23 protein-coding genes are annotated in these 25119 nt (G+C 33.4%); 10 read left to right on the top strand and 13 right to left on the bottom strand.

The window, feature by feature from the left end; genetic code table 11:
* The 6 genes from VLC96_RS02650 to nhaA form a co-directional block, all read right to left on the bottom strand.
* A partial coding sequence (locus tag VLC96_RS02650) for a M1 family metallopeptidase (protein ID WP_325260504.1) occupies positions 1–1722 on the bottom strand: 1722 nt, incomplete at its 3' end.
* A 152-nt stretch (positions 1723–1874) separates the two neighbouring features.
* Positions 1875–2381, bottom strand: a complete 507-nt coding sequence (locus tag VLC96_RS02645) for an outer membrane beta-barrel protein (RefSeq protein WP_325260503.1) — start codon at positions 2379–2381, stop codon at positions 1875–1877.
* Positions 2382–2630: 249 nt separating this feature from the next.
* Positions 2631–4004 carry a hypothetical protein gene (locus VLC96_RS02640; protein ID WP_325260502.1) on the bottom strand — a complete coding sequence of 458 codons (1374 nt, stop codon included), beginning with the start codon at positions 4002–4004 and terminating at the stop codon, positions 2631–2633.
* Between the two features lie 3 nt (positions 4005–4007).
* Positions 4008–6032 (bottom strand): hypothetical protein, encoded by a 2025-nt coding sequence (locus VLC96_RS02635; RefSeq protein ID WP_325260501.1) that lies wholly within the window; start codon positions 6030–6032, stop codon positions 4008–4010.
* Positions 6033–6055: 23 nt separating this feature from the next.
* Positions 6056–6715 (bottom strand): hypothetical protein, encoded by a 660-nt coding sequence (locus VLC96_RS02630; protein WP_325260500.1) that lies wholly within the window; start codon positions 6713–6715, stop codon positions 6056–6058.
* Between the two features lie 93 nt (positions 6716–6808).
* Positions 6809–7984, bottom strand: a complete 1176-nt coding sequence (gene nhaA, locus VLC96_RS02625) for a Na+/H+ antiporter NhaA (protein WP_325260499.1) — start codon at positions 7982–7984, stop codon at positions 6809–6811.
* A gap of 113 nt (positions 7985–8097) precedes the next feature.
* Between nhaA and VLC96_RS02620 the strand changes: the two genes are divergently transcribed.
* The 6 genes from VLC96_RS02620 to VLC96_RS02595 all read left to right on the top strand — a co-directional run bounded on the left by VLC96_RS02620 (position 8098) and on the right by VLC96_RS02595 (position 11606).
* Complete coding sequence (locus VLC96_RS02620; RefSeq protein ID WP_325260505.1) at positions 8098–9048, top strand: 2-hydroxyacid dehydrogenase; 951 nt, start codon at positions 8098–8100, stop codon at positions 9046–9048.
* A 94-nt stretch (positions 9049–9142) separates the two neighbouring features.
* Positions 9143–9421 (top strand): TM2 domain-containing protein, encoded by a 279-nt coding sequence (locus tag VLC96_RS02615; protein WP_325260498.1) that lies wholly within the window; start codon positions 9143–9145, stop codon positions 9419–9421.
* 202 nt (positions 9422–9623) lie between these two features.
* Positions 9624–9962, top strand: a complete 339-nt coding sequence (locus VLC96_RS02610) for a TM2 domain-containing protein (RefSeq protein ID WP_325260497.1) — start codon at positions 9624–9626, stop codon at positions 9960–9962.
* A gap of 3 nt (positions 9963–9965) precedes the next feature.
* A complete protein-coding gene (locus VLC96_RS02605; protein WP_325260496.1) occupies positions 9966–10379 on the top strand; it encodes a DUF2752 domain-containing protein in 414 nt (137 codons plus the stop codon).
* The gene (locus VLC96_RS02600) at positions 10376–10822 is read left to right on the top strand and encodes a magnetosome magnetite crystal formation protein family (protein WP_325260495.1); all 447 of its coding nucleotides are present in this window, start codon (positions 10376–10378) and stop codon (positions 10820–10822) included. Before VLC96_RS02605 ends, VLC96_RS02600 begins: the two co-directional genes overlap by 4 nt.
* Positions 10806–11606 (top strand): M48 family metallopeptidase, encoded by an 801-nt coding sequence (locus tag VLC96_RS02595; RefSeq protein ID WP_325260494.1) that lies wholly within the window; start codon positions 10806–10808, stop codon positions 11604–11606. Before VLC96_RS02600 ends, VLC96_RS02595 begins: the two co-directional genes overlap by 17 nt.
* 72 nt (positions 11607–11678) lie before the next feature.
* On the opposite strand, the gene VLC96_RS02590 is transcribed toward VLC96_RS02595, so the two are convergent.
* Positions 11679–13481, bottom strand: a complete 1803-nt coding sequence (locus VLC96_RS02590; RefSeq protein ID WP_325260493.1) for a lysophospholipid acyltransferase family protein — start codon at positions 13479–13481, stop codon at positions 11679–11681.
* Between the two features lie 191 nt (positions 13482–13672).
* Here VLC96_RS02590 and VLC96_RS02585 point away from each other — a divergent pair, with 191 nt between their 5' ends.
* The 3 genes from VLC96_RS02585 (at position 13673) to VLC96_RS02575 (ending at position 16764) form a co-directional block, all read left to right on the top strand.
* Positions 13673–14434, top strand: a complete 762-nt coding sequence (locus tag VLC96_RS02585) for an exodeoxyribonuclease III (protein WP_325260492.1) — start codon at positions 13673–13675, stop codon at positions 14432–14434.
* Between the two features lie 191 nt (positions 14435–14625).
* Positions 14626–15564, top strand: a complete 939-nt coding sequence (locus tag VLC96_RS02580; RefSeq protein ID WP_325260491.1) for an OmpA/MotB family protein — start codon at positions 14626–14628, stop codon at positions 15562–15564.
* 162 nt (positions 15565–15726) lie between these two features.
* Positions 15727–16764, top strand: coding sequence for an aldo/keto reductase (locus VLC96_RS02575; protein WP_325260490.1), 1038 nt, complete (start codon positions 15727–15729; stop codon positions 16762–16764).
* Positions 16765–16836: 72 nt separating this feature from the next.
* Here the strand turns inward: VLC96_RS02575 and VLC96_RS02570 are convergent, their stop codons facing one another.
* From VLC96_RS02570 to panC, 6 genes are all read right to left on the bottom strand, one after another.
* Complete coding sequence (locus VLC96_RS02570) at positions 16837–18201, bottom strand: PQQ-dependent sugar dehydrogenase (RefSeq protein WP_325260489.1); 1365 nt, start codon at positions 18199–18201, stop codon at positions 16837–16839.
* Positions 18202–18289: 88 nt separating this feature from the next.
* Positions 18290–20254, bottom strand: a complete 1965-nt coding sequence (locus tag VLC96_RS02565) for a biosynthetic peptidoglycan transglycosylase (RefSeq protein WP_325260488.1) — start codon at positions 20252–20254, stop codon at positions 18290–18292.
* Positions 20255–20391: 137 nt separating this feature from the next.
* Positions 20392–21753 (bottom strand): DNA repair protein RadA, encoded by a 1362-nt coding sequence (gene radA, locus VLC96_RS02560; RefSeq protein ID WP_325260487.1) that lies wholly within the window; start codon positions 21751–21753, stop codon positions 20392–20394.
* A gap of 2 nt (positions 21754–21755) precedes the next feature.
* Positions 21756–22997, bottom strand: coding sequence for an alpha/beta hydrolase (locus tag VLC96_RS02555; RefSeq protein WP_325260486.1), 1242 nt, complete (start codon positions 22995–22997; stop codon positions 21756–21758).
* Positions 22998–23089: 92 nt separating this feature from the next.
* On the bottom strand, positions 23090–23440 hold the full coding sequence (gene panD, locus VLC96_RS02550; RefSeq protein WP_325260485.1) for an aspartate 1-decarboxylase: 351 nt from the start codon (positions 23438–23440) through the stop codon (positions 23090–23092).
* A 5-nt stretch (positions 23441–23445) separates the two neighbouring features.
* Positions 23446–24294 (bottom strand): pantoate--beta-alanine ligase, encoded by an 849-nt coding sequence (gene panC / locus VLC96_RS02545; RefSeq protein ID WP_325260484.1) that lies wholly within the window; start codon positions 24292–24294, stop codon positions 23446–23448.
* Positions 24295–24400: 106 nt separating this feature from the next.
* On the opposite strand from panC, the gene VLC96_RS02540 reads away from it, so the two are divergent.
* Positions 24401–25119, top strand: a 719-nt coding sequence (locus tag VLC96_RS02540) for a glycogen/starch synthase (RefSeq protein WP_325260483.1), incomplete at its 3' end; no start/stop codon positions are given.

Here is a 25119-nt window from a genome sequence, read left to right as displayed (position 1 = left end):
GGCCAATGTTAGAATGTTTGTACTAGGATTTAAATACAATTGAGTTGCTGTGAGTTCAAAATTTGGTTTGTTTAAAATTGTCGTATTGTTTTTGGAAATAATGTTTTTATCAGGATCGAAAGCGAAGTCTGTAATCTCAAAAGGAACGTTTTCTGTAAAACTTTCGCCATTTACAGTATTATTTAAAACCAAGTCCAATTGTTGCCCACCAGCTCCAAAAACCCGAATAGGCACAGGCATTTCAAAAAAGGAAACCGATGCATCAGATTGTGTTTGATTGACTGTAAATTTAGCTTTTCCATCTCCTACATTTTGTGCCGTTATCATATAAGTTGGATATCCTTGATTATAGACCCAATCGTTAAAAAATTCCGTCAAACTGCTGCCATAAACTGCTTCTAGATGCGATTGTAAGTCGGAGGTTTTGGCATATTTATAAGAAAGATTTATGTCTTTTAAGTAATTTTTTATCCCTTGAAAAAACAAAGCATCACCGAGTTTAAAACGTAGCATATTGAGTACCATTGCGCCTTTATCATAAGTTAATCGCGAGCTAAAAATTCTATTCACATCAGCAAGCTCGGCATCGTTAATATAAACAGCTCCATTGGTTTTGGATGTAATATTATTAATCATCTTATTTTTTTCGGAAATAAAAGCATTTTGACCGTCAAAATTTTCAATTACAAGGGAAGCAACATAAGTAGCAAACCCTTCGTTGAGCCAAATATCATTCCAAGCCCCGCATGTGATTTTGTCACCAAACCATTGATGAGCCATTTCATGCGCGATTAAGTCTCTTTCAAAACTTTTCATAAAGGAAACAGTAGTATGTTCCATTCCTCCGTTCCACTCAAACTGTGCATGACCGTATTTTTCTTTGTAAAAAGGATAAATTTCGAAAAGGCTTTCGTATAAATTTAAAATCTTAGGAGTTTGATCTAATTGTGTTTTTACTGCTTCTAATGTTTCAGGATAAATGTAATTGATGATAGGATATTGATTCGGAGCAGTACCACCTGTTTGGTTATAAACGTTATAATTGGTTACCGCAATTGCCACTAAATAGGCGGGAATAGGATAGTTGTGGTGAAAATGAGTGGTTTTATTAGTTCCGTTAATTACAGGGGTTTCGGGTTCAATTCCATTTGCAGCACTTACATATTGAGAAGGGGCTGTAATATAGACATCTATTGCATCAATTTTGTCATTTAGGTCTTGTTTGCAAGGCCACCAATCTCTTGCACCATAGGGCTCTGATAAAGTATACAAAATAGGTGTTCCATTATGCGTGGTGGTAACAAAGGCATCTTCGCCCCTAGCAGGGATTCCTGAATATCTTATTTCGACAGTAGTTGAAGTTCCGGAATTTAAAACGGTTGGTAAGGTAATCACCAATTCGTTGTTAGCATTTTGTGTAAAAGTCACAGCTACTCCATTTTGCGTAACGGTACTTACAGTTAATTGATTGGTCAAATCAAATGTTACTGTAGATAGATCGGTCAACGCGGTAAAAGTGCTGGTTACTATTCCTGATATAAAATATTTGGTTGGATCAACAGTGAATTGCAGCTTTTGATACGTAATATCATAATTCAAGGTATTGGGGTTGACTTTTAAGTTGATTTTTTTAACTGCAACATTTTGTTCTTTTTTAGCAATTACTGATGTTTGACTATTACTTTTTTGAGCATAACCTAAAAGCATCACAATCTGTAGCATTATAAACAACCCTTTTTTCATCTTAAATTTTATTAGTATATCAAATATAGGATTTTGTTTTTAGATAGTTTATTCGGATTAATTGTTGAATGCGTTAAATAAAAAAACCACCTGAAATTCAGATGGTTTTTGTGTCATTAAAAGTCGTGTTATTATAACTTAAATGTCAATCCTAGTTTCGCTCCACTAGTACCAGTGTTTCCACCCAACTCAAAGTTGATACCAAAATTGCTGTTGAAGAAATAACGACCACCTACTTGTACTCCAAGACCCAAAGATGTGTTGTCTGGATGGTGATCACCTGGATAATCATCATAATTCCAGATGTAATACGTAAGACTCGGACCAGCATAGAAATCCCATTCTCTTGGAATATTCATTATTCTGTTAAAGTGGTAATTTCCATTAAATCCGATTCCGATTGCTGATGAATTATAGTCGTGACCATCGTAGTGATCATCATCAGTTTGGAATGAAATTTGACCTCCAAGAGACCAGTCTTTAGAAACACCGTAATCTAAACCAACATATACTGGAACTCCCCAACCTGATAATCCGATACCGGCATTTAATTGTGTTTGCCCTTCTCCTAATGGATTTTGAGCAAATAAGCCATTTGATATCAAACCAAATGCAATAAATAGAATCAATTTTTTCATAGTAATAATTTTTAGTAGAACGCAAAAATATAGTTTTATTATAATTTATTTGGCTTTTTTTTTGTAATAAAATAGGTCATTTACACATTTAAAATAAGCGTTACATGTTTATGCTTTTTAATTGTATAATTTGCAGGTATTTATCACCTTCTGTCCTCAAAGTTGAAAATATGCACAAAAAATAAATATGGGAAATGGAATCTTACAAATAAATTTTTATGGAACTAAACAATAGAGATCTAGAATGTTTTACTTTAAAGACTCAAGTAAACTTATATTATTTGCTGTTTTTAAATGAGCTTCAAAATATCCCAAATTGTTTTTTTGAATAAGGTCTATTTTTAATTTTTCAAATGGCTTTAATAGCGAAAAAGTATTGTTCTTGGTAATAAGAAAATGCCAGTCTTGAGTTTTAAGCTGGTTAAAATTCATTTGTAAATAAGCAATTTTAAGTTCTGTGGTTTTTGAAATAGATACATTGTGATGATTTGCTTCAAGAATTAATGAATTATTTTTGACAGAAGCTTTGGTAGTTGCCAAAGGGAAGTTCAGGAAAATGTGACGGTCATCAATTACATTTTCACTTTTTAAATAATCATAAACTTTTTTGGTGTTATTGGTTTTCATAGAAAAAGAAAAAGAAGGTTCACGATTGGTATGAACTACCACTTTCTTTATCGGATTAAAATCATCATCGTAATCATAAGTAACGGCTGAATCTTTCTTTTCGATAATATTATAAAGAACAAATTCCGTGTAAGTAGGATTATGAATATTGATAGAATCTAAGTTGAACCCTATCATTTTGTTTATTGTTACCGAATGATTTTTTAGCAATTTTTGGTTCTGAATCATTTCAAAATTAAATCCTAATGACATTAATGCATCTGGATTTTGAAGAAATGGAGCCATTTTTCTAAATTTTGGTCTTAAATTAAGCTGACCGTTGGCGATGATTTCCTGGTCTTTCAACGAAATGTTTATGATTCCATCATCTTCCAGCAAATTATTTTTTTGAAACCAGAGCGTAATGGCATTCGAGTTTTCTAATATTTTGTCTACAGTTTTAGCGTCAAAATAATGGTGTTTTATAAATAAATTTTTGGCAGTTTGAATGCTTGTTTTCAGATCTTGTGAAGCATTTTTAGAATACAATATTTGATTAGCAAATCGAATGATTGAGGTATTTAATGTTTTTGAATAATAAACGATAAAATTTTCCTCGTTCTCTATCTTAATAAAGTGGGAATCGATTATCGCCTTATTTAATTTTGTCTCATTTTCGATAGTTGCAACAAAACACCACTGATTTAAAGGCTGATTTTGAATGTGAAATAATGCTAAATAATCAGGTGTCGCTATTCCATAATTTGAAAAATCAAAACGCTTTTTAATTTTGGAATCTTTTGAGTTGAATTTCCATTGTGAGGGATTTTTTAGATAAGAAAAGATAAAATAATTGCGAATGTTTTTTACATCTATTAATGCAATACCGTCAGCGTTGTAAGGAACGCTTTTTTTATCAAATTCTTTATGGAAACCGCACCAATACAGGATTGCCATACTTCCTGTTGCAACCAGAAGTATGGCAATTTTAAGAGAACGGTATTTTATTCTCTTCATAAATTATTCGGTAACGATTATTTCTTTTTGCTTTTCAGTATATATTTTATCGATCAAGTCAAAGAAATACTGCAAGCTATTAGTGTGCTCACCTCTGATGGTATAAGAGGATTCTGTTATAATCGCACCATTTTTAAATTTGGTTTCCAAAGCAAATGTACCCGCATCTTTCATCGCGATATCAAAATAGTTTGTTTTACTTTCTTTATCAAATTCAGTTTTTGAAGCTGTAATGATTTTTTGAAGATCAAACCATCCTGCTGAATTATTTTTTGCAAGTGATTTTTTCAAATCGGATTGTAATGGTAGAACTCTTTGCTGGATGAGACTTTCTACATTTTCCTTAGAAGTGGTAATCATCAGTACACCGTTTTTTAATCCAAAATACAGGTTTTCGAGCAAATTATCTTTTTCAAAATGAATTGTATAATATCCGTTCGTTAATTGATAATCGGTTCCGGTAAATTTATCGGAGTTCAAAGGAAGTTTAAGCAATTTGTCTACAAAAGTTTCATTTTTGGTATGAACTAAAAACGTAAAATCTGGCTGTAACTCATCTTTGGTACCTTTGATTTCCTTTTGCTCGTAATTTTCGTCATACTCATAAGAAATATAATCTTTGGTTACTTTTTTCAAATCATGAAGCACAAAGATGGCATTTCCAGGAATTAAATTAGCAATAGCTTTTTCATCCAAAAACAAAGCCACAGCATCAATCAAAATGTCAGCTTTATCGCTGGCAGTTTCTTTTGTATAGGTTTGATAAACTGAATTTAATGTTTTCTTCAAAACCTGATATTCATAATTCATGATAGCTTCTGTGTTCATGCTCACCGAGTAATATCCTAAAACATTCGGACCTATATAATTCAATAGATTTTTATCCATTTTAGAATCAAACATTTCCTGATATGATTTTTTAATTTCTTCGGTTTTGGGCGTTATCACTTGATTCAGACGGATTTTGTCTTTTTCAAAATAACCATTTAACTGAAAATTGCTGTTTAAAAGTCCATTTTTATAGACTGCCAGAAAATTGGCATTCATCCCGCCATAAGCAGAAAATAATTGACCAGTTAAAATATCCAAATCAGCAAACACATAAAAATCGGATTTTGCATCATTGTTTTTGAAAAGGGCAGCATTTGCGTTTTGCTTTTCGTTAACCGGAGCAAAAGTTTCATTAAAAACTGCATCAACAACCGTTTTGATTTTTAATCTTTCAATAGAATCTGTTTTTTTGTATTCGAATTCTTCTAGTTTTCTATTGGTTTCGTCCAACTCTGCTTGTGCTTTTTCTTGCGCAGCGTAAATTTCTTCTTCTGTAGGTTCTTTAGGTTCTTTTATTGTTTTATTGTTTTTTTTGCCTTTTTTGGATTTACTCTTTTTAGAGGATTTACTCTTTTTAACCGTTTTGGTTTTTTTAGGTTCTGGCGTTGGTTTTATTTCTTCATCAACATAAGTTGGAGATCCGTAGTTATAATCAACGGCAGCAGTATCTACCACAACACTAGTAGTATCCATCAATGTAAGATCAGAATACGGCTCGTCATAAATGTTTTTGTACGGTTTGGTATAAGTTGCAGTTACCAATGTGGCAAATTTGTCATTCCAAGCCAAATGATGTGTTTTGGAAGTCGAAACGCTATTATAATTCGTTTGTTTTTTTATTTTAAGACTGTCGCCATATTTCGCCTGGATTAATTTTTCGAATTGCACAGCATTGGTCAGCGGAATCAATACCACATAATTCATTACCGAATCCCTGTTGGTGTAATATTGATAAATGTTTTTAGAATTGTCAATTCCGGTTTGGCTTAAGTCTTTTGGAAGAAATTTTAATTCTTTCTCCAACAAAGTTTGCATCCAAGGATATTGCTGAATAGTCTTGAGAGCTACTTTGTCATTTAGGTTTTTGCTGTTTATGCAAAATACAAAAGGGGAATTTTGAGGGACTTTGTTTGCTAAATTCTGCGCAAATGATGTCGCCGAAAAGCACGCTAGAAGGAAAAGAAAGTAATTTTTCATTGGTATAGTTTGGTTTCGTTTTTTTAATTAAGCGTAATGGTGTTCTCTATTTTTTCACTTCCATTAATCACATTGATGATAGCTCCATTTAGCTTAATCGCTTTTTTGCTTTTTGATGGAGTTGCATTTTTGTTTGAATAGGATTTTATAGTGGAATCGAATTTATAAACGGCGGTGTATTTTGCAGTTTGAAAAACCTCTTTATCAGCTTTTTCCAATTTATCATATAGTGTTTTTACTGGTATTTTTTGAGTACGAACAAATTTTTTGTCTGAAAAAATAAAATAGTCAGTGTTGATGGAAGGATCTAATTTCTTGCTGTTTTTTAGTTTCAAAAAAGCTGCGTTGAGATTACTTATTTTTTCGAAATCGAGGTCAATTGCAAAAATATAATTGGTTAAATCAACATTGGTTTTTACGTTGGAAATTCCAGCTGTGCTTTGTGCCAACGCTTCTATTTTTGAAGCTTCTTTTTTAATTTCGTCTTTAGAAGGGATCGTATAACCATTAATTTTTTGCATTTTCAAAATCGAATTGATTTTAGTTTTGCTTTGGCTAAAATTAATCACAAAATTAAAATGCCCCGACCCATCGTCTTTCATTTTTACTTCTTCAATAACTTCAAAACAGCTTTGGAACAAGAAAACAAAACATAATAAGGGTATGAAATAAATTTTTTTCATTGTACAATTGTATGTTTACAAGCGCTTTTCTTGTAAAAAATTGGGTACAAAGAAAAGAATAAATTTTATTTTTAAAATTTTTTACAAGTGTTTTTAAACCTGTTTATCTGCTTTTAATCGGTTTTTTGGGGAATTTCTGAAATTCATTTTCAACCAAATAAAACCAAAAGTTCCAGAAAGGAAAGAAGCAATTAAAATTGCTATTTTGGAGTAATTGATAACTTCTTCGCCATCGTTTTTAAAAGCCAATAAAGTAATAAAAATGGACATAGTAAATCCAATTCCTCCGAGCATTCCTGCTCCCAAAATGTTCTTCCATTTTAAATCATTCGGCAACTTACAAATTCCAATACTTACGGCAAGGAGCGAAAATAAATAAATCCCAAGCGGTTTTCCAATTACAAGTCCGGTAATGATTCCAATGGAGTTTTCATGACTTAACCCTTCGTGCCAGTCTGAGGTGATGGCAATGCAAGTATTAGCAATGGCAAATAAGGGAAGGATAATAAAAGCGACAGGTTTATGTAAAAAATGCTGTAAGCGGTACGATGAGGTTTCTTTTCCGCCATCTCCAAACGGAATTACAAAAGCCAGTAAAACACCTGTAATTGTAGCGTGAACTCCAGAATTTAGCATGAAATACCACATTAAAACACCACCAATTAAGTACGGAATTATGTTATGAACTTTCTTTCTGTTCAAAATAAATAAAATACCCATAACAAGAAATGCCAAGAATAAATTAAGAAAAGCAATCGATTGGGTATAAAATATTGCAATGACGAGTATGGCACCCAAATCATCTATCACGGCAAGAGCCGTAAGGAATATTTTTAAAGAAGCTGGAATGCGATTGCCCAATAAAGATAAAACTCCAATGGCAAAAGCAATATCGGTCGCCATAGGAATTCCAGCACCGTTTTGAGTGTGTGTTCCATAATTTAACACCAAGAAAATTCCAGCTGGTACAATCATTCCACCTAATGCTCCAAAAATAGGGAGTACGGCATTTTTAATATCAGACAATTCGCCATTGTACATTTCGCGTTCTAATTCTAGGCCGATCAATAAGAAAAAAATAGTCATTAACCCATCGTTAATCCAATGTGTTATAGAATGATGTCCGAGCTCGGTGTTCCAAAAAGCAATATATTCGGTTTGGATTTGAGAATTTGCCAGAATCAATGAAACGATGGTTACAAAAAGCAGAATTATTCCTCCGGCTTTTTCGCTTTGAAAAAAATCTGTAAATGTGCTTGTTAATTTCATTATGGTGTCTGATTGTATAAAGTCGCAATTTAAGCATTTGTAGGTTAATTGCTTTGGATTCGAATTCTAAAAAAAAATAATTAATTTTGAAATTTAATCCACTAATCCTTATTATGGACATCAAAATTCTTCATATTGACAGTAATCATCCTTTATTATGGGATCAACTGGAACAAGCAGGTTTTACTAATCACGCCGATTTTACTTCTCCTAAACAAGAAATCGAAGACAAAATTCAAAACTATCAAGGAATTGTTATTCGAAGCCGATTCAAAATCGATAAACAGTTTTTGGACAAGGCAACAAATTTACAATTCATTGCCAGAGTAGGAGCAGGTTTAGAAAGTATCGATTGCGATTATGCTGCTTCCAAAAATGTTGCTCTAATCGCAGCGCCAGAAGGTAATCGCAATGCTGTTGCCGAGCATACTTTAGGAATGATTTTGTCACTTTTCAATAAGCTAAACATAGCCGATAGCGAAATCCGTATTGGAGAATGGAACCGCGAAAAAAACCGTGGTCACGAACTTGATGGCAAAACGGTTGGAATTATTGGTTACGGCAATATGGGAAAAGCCTTTGCTAAAAAACTTAGAGGTTTTGATGTGGAAGTTTTGTGTTATGATATCAAAGATAATGTAGGCGATGCCAATGCAAAACAAGTTTCTTTGAAAGAATTTCAGCAAAAAACAGATGTTTTGAGTCTACATATTCCATGGACTCCGGAAACAGACAAAATGATTAATTTGGATTTTATAAATGCTTTTGCAAAAAAAATCTGGATTATCAATACTTCAAGAGGAAAGAATATCGTTACCGCTGATTTGGTTTCTGCGATGGAATCAGGTAAAGTTCTTGGTGCTGGGTTGGATGTTTTAGAATATGAGAAATTGTCTTTTGAAACACTTTTTAATGACAAAAATACACCAGAAGCTTTCCAATATTTATTGGATAATCGAAAAGTGATTTTGACTCCGCATATCGCTGGCTGGACTTTTGAAAGTCATGAGCGTTTGGCACAAGTCATAGTTGATAAAATAAAAGCTTTGTATGATAAAAAATAGCATTTTGTAATTTTTATTGTTTGATATACAGTGTTTTATGATTTTTTTTCTAAATTAGAAGTCTATTAAAAAACATAAAACCAAATATTTAACTATGGAAAATTCAAAACGCGAAGACTGGAATGTACCGCAATCAACTCATCAAGAAAACAAAAAAATTTTAGCTGGAATTCTAGCATTAATCTTTGGATCATTAGGAGTTCATAAATTTATTTTGGGATATACTCAGGAAGGAATAATCCAAATCATAATTAGTATCGTAACTTGTGGTATTGGTGGTATAATCCCATTTATTGAAGGGATTATATATTTGACCAAATCCGACGAGGAGTTTTATCAGACCTATCAAGTCGGTAAGAAAGGCTGGTTTTAAAAAGCATAAAGAAATCTCGAAATCCTCGGGATTTTTTTATGCCTCTTACAATTTGAATTATTTTTAAAAAAATATATTATATAAGATTTAAATCATGAAATATTTTTATTAATATTTCTATATTAGCAAAATTCATGGAGCGTCCGAAAATCCAAAAAAGAGTAGGGAATTAACCAAATTATCACTTAACCAAATTATTACAATGGATTCACAAAAAGTTGACATGTTCATGATGATGAACGCAAAGTATTTCGAAGGACATCATTTAAACACAGTACGAGAAAAATTATTAAGCTTAGATGATAGTCAGTGGAATAGATTACAATTAACACAATTTAAAGACCCAACAACTTCACTATTGATTTCAATATTTGCCGGACATTTAGGAATAGATCGTTTTTATATCGGTGACACAGGAATGGGAGTTGGAAAATTACTTACTTGTGGCGGTTTCGGAATATGGACTATTGTAGATTGGTTCTTAATACAAGGAGCAACTAGAGAAAAAAATACAATTTCTTTCAATAACACATTTCTTTAAAAAATGACCAGAAACAAGCTATATTATTTAGTTTTATCAGCTTGTATTTTGGGTTATTCCTGGTTGCTTTTTTTAAAATTAGCTGTTGTTAAAAAATCCAATTTAGATTTAACCGTTTGCTTATTTAAAAGAATTACGAGTTTGCCATGTCCTTCATGTGGCATAACTCGTTCTGTTTCTTATTTTTTTAATGGTGAAATTATTAACTCGTTGTTTTTAAATCCTTTTGGGGCAATAGCAGCAATAATTATGATTGTTTCTCCAGTTTGGATCATTTTTGATTTTATAAAAAAGAAACAGTCTTTTTTTGATTTTTATAAAAAAGCAGAACATTTAATTAGAAATAAAACCATTGCCATTTCATTGATTGGGCTCGTTATTCTCAATTGGATTTGGAATATATACAAACATTTATGATTGCAATACAAAAATTTAAGTATAAGCCTTATGATAGTGAGTTAGAAAGTGCTTCTAACAGCTATTTGATGTCACTCGTTGTAGTGCTTTGTGGCTTACCATTACCAATATTGAATTTGTTAGCTTCCGTTTTCTTTTATTTAGGAAATAGAAAAAGTACTGCTTTTGTAAAATGGCATTGCACACAAGCACTTTTGGCTCAATTGGGTATGTTTTTCTTTAATACCGTTGGTTTTTGGTGGACGATCTCGATTGTTTTTGATGGGAACGAGGTGACCAATACATATATCGCTTACATGATAACTATTGTTGGATTTAATCTGTTTGAATTTATTTTTACATTATATCTGGCGACACAAACCAGAAAAGGAAATCATATCGAAATGTATTTTTTCTCTGATATTACTAATTTAATCTGCAAGACAAATGAAAACACTATTTAAAGGGTTACTACTTCTGACATGTGTTTTAGGAACATGGATTTTATTGTCTCAGATCGATTATCTTACTTTTTTTCAAATTAATAAAGCCAAAAGCACTGCCGAAAAGAATATTGGCGAAATGATTTGGGATAATGTAAAAAGAACTGAAGATATCATTGTGAATGATTCCGTTACAAAAACCATTGATAAGTTGCTGAAACCTTTATGCAAAGAAAACGGAATTAAACGTGACAGCTTAAAAGTGCACATTATCAAGCAAGATGAGGTAAACGCTTTTGCGTTGCCAAACGGACATTTGGTTGTGTATTCCGGACTGATCGAAGCTTCGAAAAACGAACAAGCGCTATTGGGTGTTTTAGGTCATGAAATTGCTCATATTGAGAAAAACCACGTGATGAAAAAATTATCCAAAGAAATTGGATTTTCAGTTCTAATGTCAATAACAACAGGTAATAATAGTGGAAGTGTCTTAAGAGAAATTATGCACACTTTGTCTTCATCGGCTTATGATCGTTCTCTTGAAAAAGAAGCGGATATTACAAGTGTTGAGTATCTGCAAAAAGCCAAAATTGATCCTGCACCATTTGCTGACTTTTTATACGATATGTCTTTGGATAATAATTTGCCAAGTGCTTTGTCATGGATAAATACGCACCCTGATTCTGAAGAAAGAGCCAAATATATTCTAGAATACATTAAAGGCAAGAAAGAAAAAAGCAAACCAATATTAAATCAATCCGAATGGACAGGTTTAAAGAAAGCTGTTAAAAATCACGAAGATTAAAAAAACAAAATCCCGAATATTTCGGGATTTTTTATGCTTACAATTTAGGCATGATCATTAAAAAAGGATCACTTATTCTTCTTTATCGTTTAATTTACGCTCCAATTCAGCTTGAAATTCTTCCATAACTGGTTTCATAGTGCTTTCAGGAATATCTGCAATCCTGATGTACATTAATCCATCTATGGCATTGTTGAATAATGGGTCAACATTAAAAGCAACCAATTTGGCGTTTTGTTTGATGTATTTTTTAATCAAAACAGGAAGTCTCAAAATTCCTGGTTCTAATTCATCAATAAGTTTGTCGAATTTATTCAAATCAGCTTCTGCTTCATCAAATAAAAAGTCTTTGTCGGCATCTTTTAGTTTTACCTTAAATTCTTTTTTTGGATGAACATATTGTGCGATATAAGGATCATAATAGTGCGATTTCATAAACTCAATCATCAACGATTTAGAGAAATCCGAAAATTGGTTACTTATACTCACGCCTCCCAATAAATATTTATGTTCCGGATAATGTAAAGTCGTGTGTATAATTCCTCTCCACAATAAGAACAAAGGCATTGGTTTTTGCTGATAATCTTTGATGATAAAAGCTCTTCCCATATCGATAGACTTGCTCATCATATCGTGTAATTCAGGTTCAAAACGGAATAATCCATTCAAATAAAAACCTTCGATACCGTATTTCGGAAAAATTTGTGATCCCAATCCCATGCGGTAAGCACCTGCAATTTGTTTGGTATCATCATCCCACAAAAAGAGATGACGATAATATTGATCATATTTATCAAGATCAATGGATTCGTTGGTTCCTTCGCCTACTTCTCTAAAGGTAATTTCACGTAAACGACCAATTTCATGAAGTATATTTGGAATTTGTTTAGCTTCTGCAAAAAAGACTTCATAATTTTTGCTTTGCAAAAGGCGGAGATCCTTTGTTCTCAACGTTTCTACTTCGGCAATCATCTTCTCAGTACTTGCAGGAGTAACAATTTTCTTCGGCGCTTTGGTAGGCTTTAAGCTGGCCGCATTCAAAAAATTATTATCTTTTTCAAACGGATTGGCCAACATATACGTTTTCTTTCTCAAGAATTCGGTGTATTCTTCAATCGATTCGTATTCGTTTTGTTCTGCAACCGAAATAGGCTTTCCAACACGTACTTTGATGATACGATCTTTTTGAGTCAATAATTCAGATGGAAGTTTAGCTGTTCTTAGCGTGTCACTTATTTTGGACAACAGGTAAAACAAACGACTGTTTTTGGCATGAAAATAAATAGGAACTACAGGAACTTGTGCTTTTCTAATTACTTTTATTGCTCCTTCTTCCCAAGCTTTATCAACTACAAATTTGCCATCTTTGTAAGTAGAAACTTCTCCAGCAGGGAACATTCCCAAAGGTTTTCCATCTCTCAGGTGGCGTAAAGTTTCTTTGATTCCAACCACACTAGATTTGGCATCTTTGTGGTTTTCAAAAGGATTCACCGGCATGATATACGGTTTCATCGGATCAATTCGATGCAATAAAAAATTAGCTATGATTTTAAAATTTGGCTCTTTTTCAAGCATTAATTTTAATAACAAAATACCATCGATTCCTCCAAGCGGATGATTTGAAATGGTAATATAAGCGCCGTCTTTTGGTAAACGTTTGAAATCTTCTTCAGGAATCTCAAATTTAATTTGAAATTCATCTAAAATAGCATTCAGGAAAGGAACTTCTTTCAGATGCTTATTCCTGTCGTAAATTTTGTTTAGTGTTGAAATTTTTAAAACCTTCATTAACAACCAGCCTGAAAAAGTACCAAATATTCCGTACTTATCGGTTTTTATTGTCTTTGCAACTTCCTTCGCGGTAACTAAACCCATCTATTTTTTCTTTTTAGAGCAAGCGACAAAGATAGCAAAATACTCCATTTTTTATGCTTTTTTTTGAATCAATATTTCTTGTTTTTACTACTTTTGGATTCCATTGTAAAATAATAATTTAGGTTCAGCCATTAAGATTAAAAAACCTCTAACCCGCCGATATTGTTCGGATCAATAACAAAATCTAATTTATGAAGATAATCTCATACAACGTAAACGGAATTCGCGCTGCAATAACAAAAGGTTTCATTTCGTGGCTCCAACACGCCAACCCAGATGTCATTTGTTTACAGGAAATCAAAGCAACCGAAGATCAAGTTCCCGTTTCCGATATTACCGCTGCCGGTTATCCCTATCAATATTATTATCCAGCTACCAAAAAAGGGTATAGTGGAGTTGCCATTCTTTCCAAAATTAAACCCAATAATGTAGTTTACGGAACTGGAATCCATCACATGGATTTTGAAGGCAGAAATCTTCGTGTCGATTTTGATGATTGTTCTGTCATGAGTTTGTATTTGCCATCAGGAACCAATATCGATCGTTTAAGTCACAAGTTCATGTACATGGATGACTTTCAAAACTACATTGACGCGCTAAAAGCAACCATCCCGAATCTTATCATTTGTGGTGATTACAACATTTGCCACGAAGCAATCGATATACATGACCCAATTCGCAACAAAAATGTCTCTGGATTTTTACCTGAAGAGCGCGCTTGGCTGGACAAATTCATGAAGTCAGGTTTTGTCGATAGTTTTCGCCATTTCAATTCCGAGCCACACCAATATTCGTGGTGGAGTTATCGAGCCGGAGCCCGCGGCAATAACAAGGGCTGGCGTATCGATTATAATTTAGTGAGCGATTCCTTAAAACATAAACTCAAAAGAGCCGTAATATTGCCAGACGCCATGCACTCCGATCATTGTCCCGTTTTGGTTGAAATTGAATAAGACAAAATCAGTAATATTAAATATTTCAATAAAAATAAAGATTTTTAGGAGCTATTTCCTGCTGTCCGCTGTATCTTTTTATAAAGCTGAAAAACGCTTTATAAAAAGGATGCCGCTCCCATCAGGGCTAGGGCTTTTTGGATAACAAAAAAATACCACAAATACATACAAATATTTAAATTTAACTCAATATGATTAAAAAAATTTCCATCGGATTTTTAATGTTAGCACTAACAACTTCTTGTGTTTCTAAGAAAATCTACAACGATCTTGAAAGTAAATTTGCAGATCTAAAAAAAGAAAACAGAGCCATTTCAGATGAAAACGCTGCTTTATTAGCCTCCAAAAAACAATTAGAATCTGATAAAGAGAAACTTCAAAAAAGCCTTGACGATGTAAATTCCAATCTTGCCAAAGTTCAGGCTGATTTAGAAGCTGCCAAAAACAAAATGAAAGTCATGCAGGATTCGTATGCAGCCCTTGAAAAAAACAGCAACGAAGCATTGGAGGCAAACATGAAAAAGAATCGTGATTTATTAGCACAATTAGATGCCAAAGCCAAAGCATTGGCACAAGAACAAGAAAAATTGAACGCCAGTAGCCAACGTTTAAAAGAACTGGAAGATCTTATTGATGCCAAAGAAGCAGCTATGAAAAAACTAAAAGAAACCCTTTCGAAAGCGCTGAATGGTTTCGAAGGAAAAGGCTTGACAGTTGAACAAAAAAACGGAAAAGTATATGTTTCTATGGAGAACAAGTTGCTTTTCAATTCAGGCAGTTGGGCTGTAGGAGTTGAAGGTAAAAAAGCTGTTGTTGAAGTTGGAAAAGTATTGGGCGACAATCCAGATATTTCAGTATTAATCGAAGGCCATACAGATAATGATCCATACGAAGGATCTGGTCCAATTGCAGACAACTGGGATCTTTCGACCAAAAGAGCTACAGCTATTGTAACAATATTAGGTGAAAACAAAAAAGTAAACAAACAAAATTTAACAGCCGCAGGAAGAAGCGAGTATGCACCATTAGCCAGTAATGCTACTGCGGAAGGGAAAGCTAAAAACCGCAGAATCGAAATTATTTTGACTCCGAAATTGGATGAGATTTCAAAAATGTTGAATGAGTTTTAAGAGAAGCTGCTAAGATTTTAAGTGGCTAAGCTACTAAGATTAAAAAAAGGTTCGTTTTTACAGCGAACCTTTTTTTTCTTAATGTTAGGTAAAGCCAAACCAAAAAGGATGAACTAATTTTTATCTTTGCATCTAATAAAACTTAGCAACTCAAAAGAAAAAATGAAATACACTACATTACCAAATACTGATATCAAAGTCAGCAAAATATGTCTTGGAACGATGACTTTCGGTCAACAAAACACAGAAGCCGAAGGACATGCTCAAATGGATTATGCACTCGAAAAAGGAGTCAATTTTTTTGATACAGCCGAAATGTACTCTATTCCAAGCAAAAAAGAAACGTACGGAAGCACTGAGAAAATCATTGGAACGTGGTTCAAGAAAACGGGTAGAAGAGAAGAAGTAGTTTTGGCTTCCAAAATTGCAGGGCCTAATCCAAATTTTGGTTACATGCGTGACAAATTGGATTTCTCTCCAGCCAGTATCAAATTTGCTTTAGACCAAAGTTTGCAACGACTTCAAACTGATTATTTGGATATCTATCAACTGCATTGGCCAGAACGCAAAACCAATTGTTTCGGGCAACGTGGTTTTAAAGTACAAGACGATGCGTGGGAAGACAATTTTCACGAAGTGTTGGAAACAATGGACAGTTTGATAAAAGCTGGAAAAATAAAACACATTGGAGTTTCTAATGAAAATCCTTGGGGAGTGATGCGTTTGCTGGAAGAAAGTAAATACAACAATTTGCCAAGAATAAAAACCATTCAGAATCCATATTCATTATTAAATCGCCTTTTCGAAAACGCTTCTGCAGAAGTTTGTATTCGTGAAAACGTTGGTTTACTAGCCTATTCGCCATTGGCTTTCGGAGTTTTATCTGGTAAATTTTTAACTGGCGAAAGCCATCCAAATGCGAGATTAAGTTTGTTTCCTCAGTATTCAAGATACAGCAGTGCAAAATCTGCCGAAGCCACAAAACTTTATCAGGAAGTAGCCCACAAACACGGATTAACATTAACACAATTGGCACTTGCTTTTGTAGAAAATCAGCCGTTTGTAACCAGTTCTATAATTGGCGCTACAACAATGGATCAACTGAAAGAAAATATTGCAACAATTGATGTTGTTTTATCTCAGGAAATCATTAAGGAAATTAACTCTATTCAGGCAATTATTCCTGATCCGGCGCCGTGATTTTTGATTTTTTAAAAAAAACTGACCCCGTCAAAATCTAAAATTGACGGGGTTTGCTTTTTTAAATTAATCTCATTCAATTATTAATTTCTGTGAATAAATTTTCCCATTATCATTTTTGATTGTTATGACATAAAATCCTTGTGCCAAATTGGTTTTGACGTTGTTTACGGCTTTATTATCTAATTGTTGCTGCAGTAGCAATTTGCCATTCAAATCAAAAAAAGAAACTTCTGTCGGATAATTTTTGTTTGAATTTTGAATGACAATTTCAGATTTTGCTGGGTTGGGATAAATGACAAATGGCGCTATATCATTTGTCTTTACTCCTAATGACGTATCAATAATTTTGTAAATAGTGCCATTATTTATCGCAGCAAGATAGAGTTCACCGCTACTATCTTCTCCAAAAGTTGAAAAATTATTTCCTGTAAATACATCAGTATAGGCAATCGATCCTGTAGGATTCATTATTCCAATTCTCGGATCGCAGTAATCTGTGAAGAAATACAAATCTTTGAAATTTGGAAACGCTGTTCCATTATACACATAACCGCCGGTAACCGAGCAAACTCCTTTTGTATGATTTATTGTTGCGATTGGGAATTTCATAGTAGTCGGAGATGCACATCCAGTAGTATTGTAAGCAGTATTGCCTTCGTAGCAGCGCCAACCATAGTTTAAACCTGCAAGTGTAGTACTTGCTACGTTGATTTCTTCAATATTATTCTGCCCCACATCGGCAATCCATAAATTGTTTTTGACTTTGTCGAATGAAAATTTCCAAGGATTTCTCAGTCCAATTGCCCAGATTTCGTCCTCGCCTGCAACTCCAACGTAAGGATTGTCATTTGGAATTCCGTACGGACTTCCTGAATTTACATCTATCCGAAGCATTTTTCCCAATAATGTAGAGATGTTTTGGGCTCTGTTTTCTGGATCGCCGCCACTGCCACCATCTCCCATTCCAATGTATAGATAACCGTCTGGACCAAATTTTATTGTTCCTCCTTTATGGTTGGCATACGGTTGATCGATTGTCAAAAGTGTGGTTGCACTAGAGGTATTGGCAGTGTTTGGATTTACACTATTCACACTGTATTTAGCAATTACGGTATTTCCAGATAGGTTTACATAATTGATGAAAAACAACCCATTCGTAGCAAAATTGGGGTGAAACGCTAAGCCTAACAAACCTTTTTCTGAGTCGGTGCTTACCAGACTGGAAATGTTTAGAAAAGGTGTTGCCAGTATTGTTTTATTTGAATTTATTATTTTGATAAGACCTCCTTTTTCTACAACAAATAGCCTACTATCGCCTGCATTTGTAATTTCGACTGGATTTGTAAAACCTGTTGCAAAAGTTTCTAAACCAATAATTTGTGAATGGCTAAAATTGAAACAAAACAAAAAAGTAAATAGTAGAATTGTTTTCATAACCAAATGATTTGATTAATAAACCCAAATTTACAAATAAAAACCTTGTAAGTTATCCTAACTATCTGTTTATTAGAAATGTAGTGTTTTAAAAATCAAATTCTTCTTTGGTGTCCAAAGAATCCACAACAGTTGTGTCTTTAACTTTAATGTTCAACAAAGAATGAGCACGGCCAGTAAGTGTAATCGGAGCTGATAAACCTATTGTGTCTTCGGGAACCAATAAGCCGCGACGGAACATTAAGTTTCTCAAGAAAGTCTGTTGTTTGGTTGCATACGCCTTTTGCAAACCTTCCTGATCAAATTGCCACATGAATTTCTTTGGTTTTGGAATTATGTTGGCAAGAAACAAACATTCACGCACATTCAAATCGATTGGTTTTTTTTGGAAGTAAAACTCTGCAGCTTCGCCAATTCCATACACATTTGGACCCCATTCGATAATATTGAAATACACTTCCAGCATGCGTTGTTTACTGGTAATATGATTGTTTTCGATGATATAAACCAAAAGGATTTCTTCCAATTTTCTGGATAAGGTTTTTTCTCTGGTTAAGAAAACATTTTTGACCAATTGCATACTGATTGTACTAGCTCCGCGAGAGAATTTTTTGGTGCGAATGTTTTTTACGATCGATTGTTTGAACGCCTCATTTATAAATCCACGATGAGACATAAATGAAGGATCTTCGGAAGTTAAGACGCACTTTTGCAAATAAGGCGAAATTTGGTCTAATGGAGTATAATAAGGATTGCTTGCACCAACAAAAATAGGACGTTGAGGCACGCCGTTATCAATTGCACGATAAGTGAATTCTCCGTTTAATTTGTTGAGGTCAATATTGCCGTATTTAGTAATTTTTACATTTCGTTTATTGACATTACTATTGAAAATGATAGCATTTGGTTTATTTTTATTATACATAAAATCCAATTTATAGTCAAAATCTCCCGTGGCTTCCATACCTTGAAAATGGGTAAACAAACCATCCGGTAACGAGGTAATGAAGTCCTGAGTCTTCATTTTTGGAGTTCTGATTCTTAATCTATAAATGGTGTCTTCTTCAGTATTATAGGAGATATACGGATGTATTTTGATTTTATTAAAATGAAAAGTAGAACTACTATCAATAGAAATAAAGTCGGAACCTAATAAGAAACGATAGTCAAAACGCGCATTTTTGATGACAACATCTTTGTTAGCAATTCTTTTGTGGTTGATATTCAAATTAGCAATAGAGGAATATCCGTCAAGATGTAATTCGCCATGACTCATATCAATATTTTGGATATTGAACCGAATGGAATCAAAGCTCATTTTTAAATTGTAACGTTCGTCAAAATATGGAACTTTGATCGCGCCTGTATCAATGTTGAAAAAGTGTAAATCTCCTTTTTTATTCCTCGGGTCGGCAATTCCGTTAATTCTCCATCGCTGCGAAAAAGAATTTGTTTTAACCTCAATTGCGGTTTCTAATTTGGTGTCAAACAAAGTCAGCTTTTTGAAATTTACAGTTGCTTTTTTGCCGTTATCATCTATTTTGAACACCAAATTTTCCAGTGTCATATCGGTTGGTACCAAATTGAGTACTTTGGAAATGATGCGATACGCAAATTCAGCATAATCTTTCTTTTCGTTAAGATCTTTTGGTTCGTTTTTGTCTTTCTTTAAAAAAGCAGCGAAGTTTTTAACGTTTCCTTTTTTGGTTAATTGTACATATCCATTTTTTATCTGAAGAGTACCAAGTTGTACATCCCCAATTAGCAATTTCCAAAGATTAACACTGGTTTTGATTCTTTGAATTTTGAAAATAGTATCTAAATTTTTCGGAGCAAGTGTAATGTCATTTAATTCTACCCCCGAAACCCCGTCAAATGAAGCTTTTTTTATCACGAAATCACTATTGTATTCCAACTTCATAGTTGTTGAAACTTTGTCAATAGCTTGATCTAAAAGTTCGTCCCTAAACAAAAGAAAACCAATTAACAGTACAGCAATAACAATTCCTAGAATTTTGGAGGCAAGCAGTACTTTTTGTTTGTTTGTTCTCATGTTTTTTTGAGTTTCTGAGTTTCTAAGTTTTGTTTAAAGATTTAAAAGTTTAATGTTTAAAGATTTAGGTTAGACTGCATTCTCTTCTTGTCTATCATCAGCTTTCTCTCTTATGAATCTGCCTTCTGTTTACCGGCTTATCCAAATAAATGACTTGCAACATCTTCAATTTTAGCAACTAGCTGAATTTTTATTCCAGGGTTTTTCAAGGCGATTTTATTATACTTAGATACAAAAATAGTAGAAAATCCTAATTTTTCTGCCTCTTGAATACGTTGATCAACACGGTTAACAGGTCTTATTTCTCCCGAAAGTCCAACCTCTCCAGCAAAACAAAAGCCTTTTTCGACGGGAATATCTTCGTTGGAAGACAAAATGGCAGCGACAACTGCTAAATCAATAGCCGGATCATCAACAGAGATTCCGCCAGTTATATTCAAGAAAACGTCTTTTGCACCTAAACGAAAACCAGCTCTTTTTTCTAAAACAGCCAAGATCATATTGAGTCTTTTGGCATTATAACCAGTGGTACTTCGTTGAGGTGTTCCGTAAACTGCTGTACTTACCAAGGATTGAATTTCAATCATCAATGGGCGCATGCCTTCAAGTGTTGTTGCAATTGCAGTTCCTGATAATTCTTCGTCTTTGTGCGAAATCAAAATCTCCGAAGGGTTTGAAACTTCTCTTAAACCACTTCCGAGCATTTCATAAATTCCAATTTCGGCGGTCGAACCAAAACGGTTTTTTAATGATCGTAAAATACGATAAACGTGATTTCTATCCCCTTCAAATTGCAAAACAGTATCAACCATATGTTCCAAAATTTTTGGTCCTGCAATTGTTCCGTCTTTGGTAATATGTCCAATTAAAATTACAGGAATATTGGTTTCTTTGGCAAATTTGATTAATTCAGCAGTTGTTTCCCGAATTTGAGAAATACTTCCGGCTGTAGATTCAATATAATCGGTATGTAAAGTCTGAATGGAGTCAATGATAACAATTTCGGGCTGAATAGTTTCAATTTGTTTGAAAATATTTTGGGTTTTAGTTTCGGTCAGAATGTAGCAATTTTCTCCGTTTGGAGTAATTCTCTCCGCGCGCATTTTTATTTGCTTTTGGCTTTCTTCTCCCGAAACATAAAGGGTTCTGTAAGGTAATTTTAAAGAAATTTGCAACAAAAGAGTGCTTTTTCCAATACCTGGTTCTCCACCCAAAAGGATTAAAGAACCAGGAACTATTCCTCCTCCCAAAACTCTGTTTAACTCATTGTCTGTAGTGTCGAGCCGAATTTCTTCGGCGCTGTCAATTTCATTAATTCGCAAAGGTTTTGGTGCTTTACCAATGGATGAAGGTTCACTTTTCCAGGCAACTTTTTCTTGTTTCTGTATAATTTCTTCGGCAATAGTATTCCATTCTTTACAAGAATTGCACTGACCTTGCCATTTGGCATACTGGGCGCCACAATTCTGGCAAAAAAAGGTTGTTTTTACTTTGGCCATTATTATTGTTTTTGTTCTTCGCTAACAGGAGTTTCGGTTGTTTGAGCGTCTGCTGCAGATGTGTCTTGCCCTACTTTACCTTTTATTTTTGGTTTTTTAGCAAAAGTCTTTTTCAATTCTTCAGCTTTAGCAAACATCATATCTTTGGTAAGATCAGCAATTTCCTCTTTATTAAAACCTGACATATAATAACGAACTGCTCTTGGATTGTCTCCTTTTTTTTCAAACATTATAGCCAATTCATAATCACCCAACATACTTTTTGGATAATCTTTATCAGCAAGAATAGCCAATGCGTCCAATTCGTTATAATCTTTGTTCTCTAAAATGGCAGCCTCTATCGCTTTAATGTCATTGATCCTCATTGGTTTTTTAATACCAAATGAATTTTCAATGATGTCATATTTCTTTTTCAAATAATCGACATATCCTTCTTTAAGGGTAACAATTTTGGTGTTGTATTCTGGAATAGAAATAGGTTGTGCAGTACCAAAAATTTGATAAACAGCCGAAGGAATTGAATTTAAAACAACAGAGTAATGCGAAGCATCATCAAAATGTTCGAATTTATAATTTAATTCTGGATTGCTATTTGCTTTTATTTTTGAGTTCAGGCTTTTAATTCTTTCCTGAGTTTTTGGATCATCTCCATTTGAGGATGATAAATAATAAAAAAGAGGTATTTTGGAAGAATTTAATAAATCTGGCAATTCATTTTCCATATTTATAGGCAATTCCGGGCTTAATGATATGTAAGCATTAAACAATGATTTGTCTTTGTATAAAAAGAAATTCAGAAAAGCTGCTGTTGTATCATGCCCTGCAATAATCTTAAAATTGGTAGTTCTGTATTCTTTTTGAACCAATGGAATAAGTTCCAATGAAATAAAATCGAAGAAATCGATGCTTTTCCCATCGGGCATTCCTGTTACTGGATCTACGCCACAATCTATGGCTCTTTGATCGTTTTTGTTTTGTTTTATCCCAACAATAATCACTTCTGGTAAATCATCCCAATAAGAACCATAATTCAAAGTATTAGCAAAAGGGCCGGTTAAATAATCACCATCCAACAATACCAATAATGGATAATGCCTTGTTGGATCTTTTTCGTAAGATGGAGGCAATGAGATGTAAAGGTCTCTTTTTTCATTCAATTTATCAGATGAAAAACTAATTGTTTTAGTTTGTCCTAAACAGCAAAAGGAAAAGGACGCAAATAATACTATTAATAAATGTTTCATATATTTGGGGGATTTGGTTACTTTTAAAAAATAGTATAGCAATATAAACAATTATCTATTGTACCGGTAAAAATAAAAAAAAGAGTAGATTACTATGTTAAAGAGTTGTCTTTTTCATTAGGAAAAACAATCCAAGGCTTGAATGTTTTTGCTTCTTCAAACTCTAATGTAGCGTATGAAATGATGATGATAACATCGTCTTTTTGAACTTTTCTTGCAGCAGGACCGTTTAAAGTAATTATGCCGGAATTTCGTTCTCCAATAATGGCATAGGTATCAAAGCGTTCACCATTATTGATGTTTACAATTGATACTTTTTCGCCTTCTATTATGTTTGCTGCTTCGAGCAATGCTTCATCAATAGTGATACTTCCTATGTAATTTAAGTCAGCTCCGGTAACTTTTACACGGTGAATTTTCGATTTTACAACCTGAATATGCATGGTTTTTAATTTAATGAAATGGTGTCTATTAAACGTACGTTGTCAATAAATACGGCAATAAATGCGCGGTATTTTTTGTTTTTAATTTTTTTATTACAAGTCGAAAGAGTGTCTTCGTCTGCAATTTCAAAATATTCTAAAGTAAATTCTTTGTTTTTATCAAACTCATTTTTAACCCATTGAGTTGTTTTTTGGGCGCTGTTATTTTTAAATTTTTCTTTTGCTTCTTTCAATATTTTATAAATTAAAGAGGCATCTTTTCTTTTCTGCAAAGGTAGGCGTTCATTTCGAGAACTCATAGCTAAGCCGCTGGTTTCTCTCAAAATAGGACAAACCACTATTGTTAATGGTAAATGGTTTTTTGCTACCATTTTTTTAACAATTTGCACTTGCTGGAAATCCTTTTCTCCAAAATAGGCTTTTGTTGGTTCTACAATTTCAAAAAGCAATTTTACAATAGTTCCCACTCCGTCAAAATGTCCTGGCCTAAATTTCCCTTCCATTTTGTTTTCTAATCCATCAAAATCAAACGATTGTGAAATTGTTTTGCCTTCATACATGTCGTCAACTGTTGGAGCAAAAACAATACCATTTGGATTTATGTCAGCAATTTTTTTAATATCGTCATCAAGCGTACGTGGATATTTTTCTAAATCTTCCGGATTGTTAAATTGTGTCGGATTTACAAAAATACTTACAACAGTAATGTCATTTTCCTGAGTAGATTGCGCTATTAAAGATTGGTGTCCTTCGTGCAATGCGCCCATGGTTGGAACAAATCCAATTGAAGATTTTTTAGTCTTTACAGACCTTAAATAATCCTTTAAAGCTGTTTTTGCATTGAAAATTTGCATGACTGTGTAGTTTAAATTAGGTGCAAACTTAATATTTTAGTCCATAACTGCATAAATTTTTGTAATTTTGCATGTTTTTATTGCCAATAATTAATCAATTTATATTATGAAAGATAAGAGGATATTATATGTATCATCTGAAGTTGTACCTTATCTCGCTGAAAATGAGGTTTCATTAATGTCATATGACGTACCAAAAATGATTAATGATCAAGGAGGGCAAATTAGAATTTTTATGCCGAGGTATGGAAATATTAACGAAAGAAGACATCAATTACATGAGGTGATTCGACTTTCTGGAATGAATTTGGTGGTAAATGATTTAGATATGCCTCTTATTATCAAGGTAGCTTCTATTCCTAAAGAAAGAATTCAGGTTTATTTTATTGATAATGAAGAATATTTTAAAAGAAAAGCAACTTTCGCTGATGAAGAAGGGGTAATGTATCCTGACAATGATGAGCGTGCTATCTTTTTTGCCAAAGGAGTTGTTGAAACAGTAAAAAAATTAAATTGGGTTCCGGATATCATCCATGTTCACGGCTGGATGGCTGCCATGTTGCCAGTTTATATGAAGCATTTTTATAAAAACGAGGCTTTGTTTTCTGATACTAAAATTGTGACCTCAGTTTATAGTCAATCTTTTGATGGAACATTAGATCCAGAAATGATTAACAAAGTGCGTTTTGATGGAATTCCTGATGAAGCCATTTCTGAATTGGAAGTTCCAAACTATGAAAACATTATGAAAACTACTATTCGTAATTCGGATGCGGTGATAATTGCTTCAGAAGGTGTGTCTCCAAGTTTAACAAAATTTATAGA

It is taken from the genome of Flavobacterium sp. (assembly GCF_035456085.1).
In the GTDB taxonomy this organism is placed as follows: domain Bacteria; phylum Bacteroidota; class Bacteroidia; order Flavobacteriales; family Flavobacteriaceae; genus Flavobacterium.
Note: the sequence above shows the minus strand (reverse complement) of the source record. Positions and strands in the feature narration are given on the sequence as shown.